At 42.9% G+C, this 4,673-nt stretch carries 6 protein-coding genes; 1 reads left to right on the top strand and 5 read right to left on the bottom strand.

Annotated elements, in window-relative coordinates; all coding sequences use genetic code 11:
* Positions 1-608, top strand: a 608-nt coding sequence (locus tag B3O33_RS03780) for an ammonium transporter (RefSeq protein ID WP_414673268.1), incomplete at its 5' end; no start/stop codon positions are given.
* Between the two features lie 35 nt (positions 609-643).
* Here B3O33_RS03780 and lpxA read toward each other — a convergent pair.
* From lpxA to bamA, 5 genes are all read right to left on the bottom strand, one after another.
* Positions 644-1,414: an acyl-ACP--UDP-N-acetylglucosamine O-acyltransferase gene (lpxA, locus tag B3O33_RS03775; RefSeq protein ID WP_292361517.1), complete on the bottom strand. Its 771-nt coding sequence runs from the start codon at positions 1,412-1,414 to the stop codon at positions 644-646.
* Positions 1,411-1,860 carry a 3-hydroxyacyl-ACP dehydratase FabZ gene (gene fabZ / locus B3O33_RS03770; RefSeq protein ID WP_292361516.1) on the bottom strand — a complete coding sequence of 150 codons (450 nt, stop codon included), beginning with the start codon at positions 1,858-1,860 and terminating at the stop codon, positions 1,411-1,413. The genes lpxA and fabZ overlap by 4 nt, the downstream gene beginning before the upstream one ends.
* A 93-nt stretch (positions 1,861-1,953) precedes the next feature.
* Complete coding sequence (lpxD, locus tag B3O33_RS03765) at positions 1,954-2,967, bottom strand: UDP-3-O-(3-hydroxymyristoyl)glucosamine N-acyltransferase (protein ID WP_292361515.1); 1,014 nt, start codon at positions 2,965-2,967, stop codon at positions 1,954-1,956.
* A 10-nt stretch (positions 2,968-2,977) separates the two neighbouring features.
* A complete protein-coding gene (locus tag B3O33_RS03760) occupies positions 2,978-3,478 on the bottom strand; it encodes an OmpH family outer membrane protein (RefSeq protein WP_292361514.1) in 501 nt (166 codons plus the stop codon).
* A 21-nt stretch (positions 3,479-3,499) separates the two neighbouring features.
* A partial coding sequence (gene bamA, locus B3O33_RS03755) for an outer membrane protein assembly factor BamA (protein ID WP_292362976.1) occupies positions 3,500-4,673 on the bottom strand: 1,174 nt, incomplete at its 5' end.

Here is a 4,673-nt window from a genome sequence, read left to right as displayed (position 1 = left end):
CTTCAAATATTCCTTTTTTAGCACTCGGTGCATGGATTCTGACGGTCGGCTGGTTCGGCTTTAATGTGATGTCTGCACAGGAAATCGAAGGCATTAGTGGTCTGGTTGCCATTAACTCATTAATGGCCATGGTAGGCGGTACATTGGCAGCTTGTTTAATCGGTCGTAATGACCCTGGCTTTGTTCACAATGGCCCACTCGCCGGTTTGGTTGCTATTTGTGCGGGCTCGGACATAATGCACCCGCTTGGTGCGTTAATTACCGGCTCACTCGCTGGGGGCTTATTTGTTATTACCTTTACCCTGGCGCAGAACAAATGGAAAATTGATGATGTATTGGGTGTATGGCCACTACATGGTCTCTGCGGTGTCTGGGGTGCGATTGCAGCCGGTATATTTGGTCAAGCCGCATTGGGTGGTATGGGGGGCGTAAGCCTGGCCTCACAATTCATAGGGGCTGCCATTGGCGTAAGCATTGCCTTTATTGGTGGGCTTATTGTTTATGGTGGTTTAAAAGCGTTGATGGGATTGAGGTTAACTGCTGAAGAAGAATTTAACGGTGCAGATTTGAGTATTCATCGAATCAGCTCAACTCCAGCCAACGACTAGTTTATGAGTAAAACAAAAATCATCCGGTAGAACTACTACCGGATGATTCCACCCTGCTGGTTTTGCAGAAATTCAATAAATATGGCTAACTCATGCGCATCTTGCTGGATATCATTTAAGCGTTGCTGAGCCTGTTCCATACGCAGCCCTGAACGATAAACCAATTTATAAGCCTGACGAATATTTCTAATCTGAGTATCCGTAAAGCCTCGTCTGCGTAACCCCTCAACATTGATACCGACAGGTTCTGCCATATGACCTGATACCAATACATAAGGCGGAACATTTCGAGAAATGACACTGCCCATGGCGCTGAAACAATGTGAGCCAAGATGATTAAATTGGCTAACCAGAGTGAAGCCCCCCAAAATAACATGCTGATCAACAATGACATGGCCAGCAAGTGAAGCATTATTGGCGAAAATATTATAGTCTCCAATAATACAATCATGAGCAATATGCACATAAGCCATGATCCAGTTGTTATTACCCACCTTGGTAATACCACCGCCTTGTACCGTGCCACGATTAATTGTGACAGATTCACGGATCAGGTTATTGTCACCAATTTCCAATAATGTCGGCTCACCATGATATTTCTTGTCCTGTGGTTCTTCACCAATTGAGGAAAATTGAAATATACGGTTATTTCGACCTATTTTCGTCGGTCCGTTTATCACTACATGTGAAGCTATTTCTGTACCTGAAGCGATTTCAACATGCGCTCCGATAATACTGTACGCACCGATAACAACGTCATCGGCGATTCTGGCAGTGGGATCTATTAGAGCAGTTTGATGAATCACGAAGGCATTTCTTGGTTAACACACATAATATCAGCACTGACAACGACCTCGCCGTCAACAGTCGCCTGACCATAAAACTTCCATAAATTACGTTTGTTTTTAATCAATTTAACTTCAAGGCGTAGTTGATCGCCTGGCTCTACAGGTTTTTTAAAGCGCGCATTATCAATACCGGCCAGATAATATAACGCTTCATCTGAACGAATCTGATCGGCTGTTTTAAATGCCAGCAATCCTGTAGCCTGAGCTAATGCTTCCAGAATCAATACGCCCGGCATAATGACACGCTGGGGGAAATGGCCCGTGAAGTGGGGTTCGTTGAAACTGACATTTTTAATACCAACCAGATGTTCACCCGGTGTAAATTCAATTACCCTGTCAATCAACAGGAATGGGTATCGATGTGGCAGTAAGCGTTGAATCTCATGTATGTCAATGGTGTTCAATCTGATTATCCTTTAGGATTTATATTTTTGCGTGCAGTAATCTTACGTTGAGACCCTGTTGCGGTAAAGCTAAGTGAATGACGAACACATTCATTACTTCAACTTGGCTTCCAATTGTTTTAATTTGTCATTTAATTTATCAAGCTGTCTATAACGAATCACATTCCTGTGCCATTCTCTGGTGGGCTCAACCGGAATTCCTGAAGAATAGGTTCCAGCAGTTAGAATTGATTTGGTTACCATACTCATGCCAGTCAATTGAACACCATCGGTTATTTCAATATGCCCGGCAATACCCGTTCCCCCCCCAATGGCACAGTGGGCTCCAATGCGAGTGCTACCTGAAATACCCACACATCCGGCAACTACCGTGTGTTCACCAATGAAAACGTTGTGACCGATTTGAATTTGATTATCCAGCTTGACACCATCACTGATGATAGTGTCATCTATAGCTCCACGATCAATAGTCGTATTGGCGCCAATTTCGACATCATTACCAATAATGACTTTGCCTACTTGCGGGATCTTCAACCATTTACCATTATCGTTCGCAATACCAAAACCATCCGCACCAATAACGACTCCGGGATGAATACGAACGCGCCCACCAATTTGAACTTTACGGCACAAAGTGACATTTGACATCAACCGGGTATCAGCACCAATCTCCACATCATTTTCAATGATACAGCCTGGTCCGATAATCACATTGTGACCAATCTTTACGTTCGAGCCGATATAAACCTGTGCAGCTATGCGTGCGGAATCGGCAATATGACAACTTTGCCCAATTACTGCACTTGAATGAATACCGGTATCCGGTTGTTCATCAGGATATAAAAGGGAGGCTGCTTTGGCATATGCGACATAAGTGTCATCAATAACCAAAGCATTGGTATTTACTTCGGCTAAATCTGCGGATGAAACAATGACACATCCAGCAGAAGTCGATTTTAGATATTGACGATATTTAGTATTCGCTAAAAAACTGATATCGGTATCCTTTGCATTTTGCAAGGTACCGACACCAGTTATAACTTTGTCTGCATTTCCAACCAGTTGTGCACCAATTTCAGATGCTATTTTTGCTAATGTCCAGACCACATCCAGACTCTTATTTCGCTTTAAGTCTTTCCAGCACTTTGGAGGTTAAATCTGCACGTTCACTGGCAAAAATAACACCTTGATAAAGTACCAAGTCATAAGATTCTTTTTTAGCAAGATCTACGATTGTTTCTGCAATTTCTTCTTCTAACTTACGTAACTCTTCATTACGACGGATAGACAAGTCTTCACTGTATTCATCCTGTAGGCGTTTCAATTCACGTTGATCGTTTAAAATCTTACGTTCCTGTGCCTGACGTTCGTCATTACCCAGTATTGCAGCATCACGATTTAATTTATCCTGAGCCGCACGTAATTCCTTGTGTTTGTTTTCGAGTGATTTGCTACGCGTTGAAAATTCTTTTTCCAATCGGGCTAAAGCACGTTCCTTCTGTGGAGACTGATCTAATACGACACTTGCATTTACAACGCCGATTTTCATTTCAGCAGCATAAACGGGGCTGACCATTAAAGATGCCAACAACAGGCCAACAATCTTGATGTTTTTCACTCTTAACTCCGATAGTTAAATTTAAAATGTTGATCCCAATGAAAACTGGAATACTTCGGTTTCGTCATCCGGTTGATCACGTAATGGAGCAGCAATACTAAACGACATTGCGCCAAATGGTGAAATCCAAATTGCTGATAAGCCGGTTGAATATCTCAGTAAATCAGCTTCAAAGCTTTGATCAACATCATATACGTTACCCACATCCACGAAAGTGCTCAAGCGGAAAGAGCGTAAAGCTTTTTTCATGAATGGAATTGGGAAAATAATTTCCGCTCCGCCAGTAACCATTAAATTACCACCGAGAGGTCGGTCAGCTTCCCTGACACCCAGGGTATTTGCTCTGAAACCTCTCACACTTCTGATACCACCAGCGTAAAAGTTCTGGAAGAAGGGAAATTGCTCACTATCACCATAGGCTTTACCGTACCCAAGATCCGTTCTCAAGGCAAAGGTAAAGGTATCGTTCAATGGGGTATACCAGTTATTGCGATAGCGAAGTTTGTAGTACTGCAGGTCACCAATAGGCGTAGCCACTTCTGCAGAAACACTTTGCGACATACCTCTTGTCGGTAAGATAGCATTGTTTCGTGTGTCACTTGACCAGCCAATAGTTACTGGAAACGCATGAAATGAATCCCCCTCTTTTTCGATAAAATCATCGTAACGGGTAATTTCATTATTACTTGGTACATCCAGTTGCGTATTTTCATAACCAAATGCCAGATTTATCCGGTTATTCTCTGAAATCGGGATACCGAAATTAATATCACCACCAAAAACGTCCGTGGTGTAGTTAGCAATATTCGCCTCAAATGCATCTGTTTCGCGATAGAAAAGATTAAAGCCCTGACTGATACCATCTACCGTGGCAAACGGATTGGTATAACCAAAGCTATAGACTGTGTTGACACGGCTATTATTAAAGCCGAAGCGAACATGCTTGCCACTTCCGAAAAAGTTTTTCTGTGTGACGTTTGCATTGAAGATAATACCATCAGATTGAGAGTAACCAATACCGGCTGACAGGCTACCGGATGCCATTTCCGTTACATTGAAATCCAGATCAACCTGATCAGATGTTCCGGCAACAGGCAAGGTTTCAACATTCACATCTTCGAAATACCCCAAACGAGAAATTCGTTCGCGAGACCGCTCAACAGCGCCCGTGGAAATCCAGGCTGACTCCTGTTGG

Source organism: Methylophaga sp. UBA1464, assembly GCF_002325665.1.
Classification (GTDB): domain Bacteria; phylum Pseudomonadota; class Gammaproteobacteria; order Nitrosococcales; family Methylophagaceae; genus Methylophaga.
The sequence above is the reverse complement of the archived record's forward strand: the minus strand, read 5'-3'. Positions and strand labels throughout refer to the sequence as shown.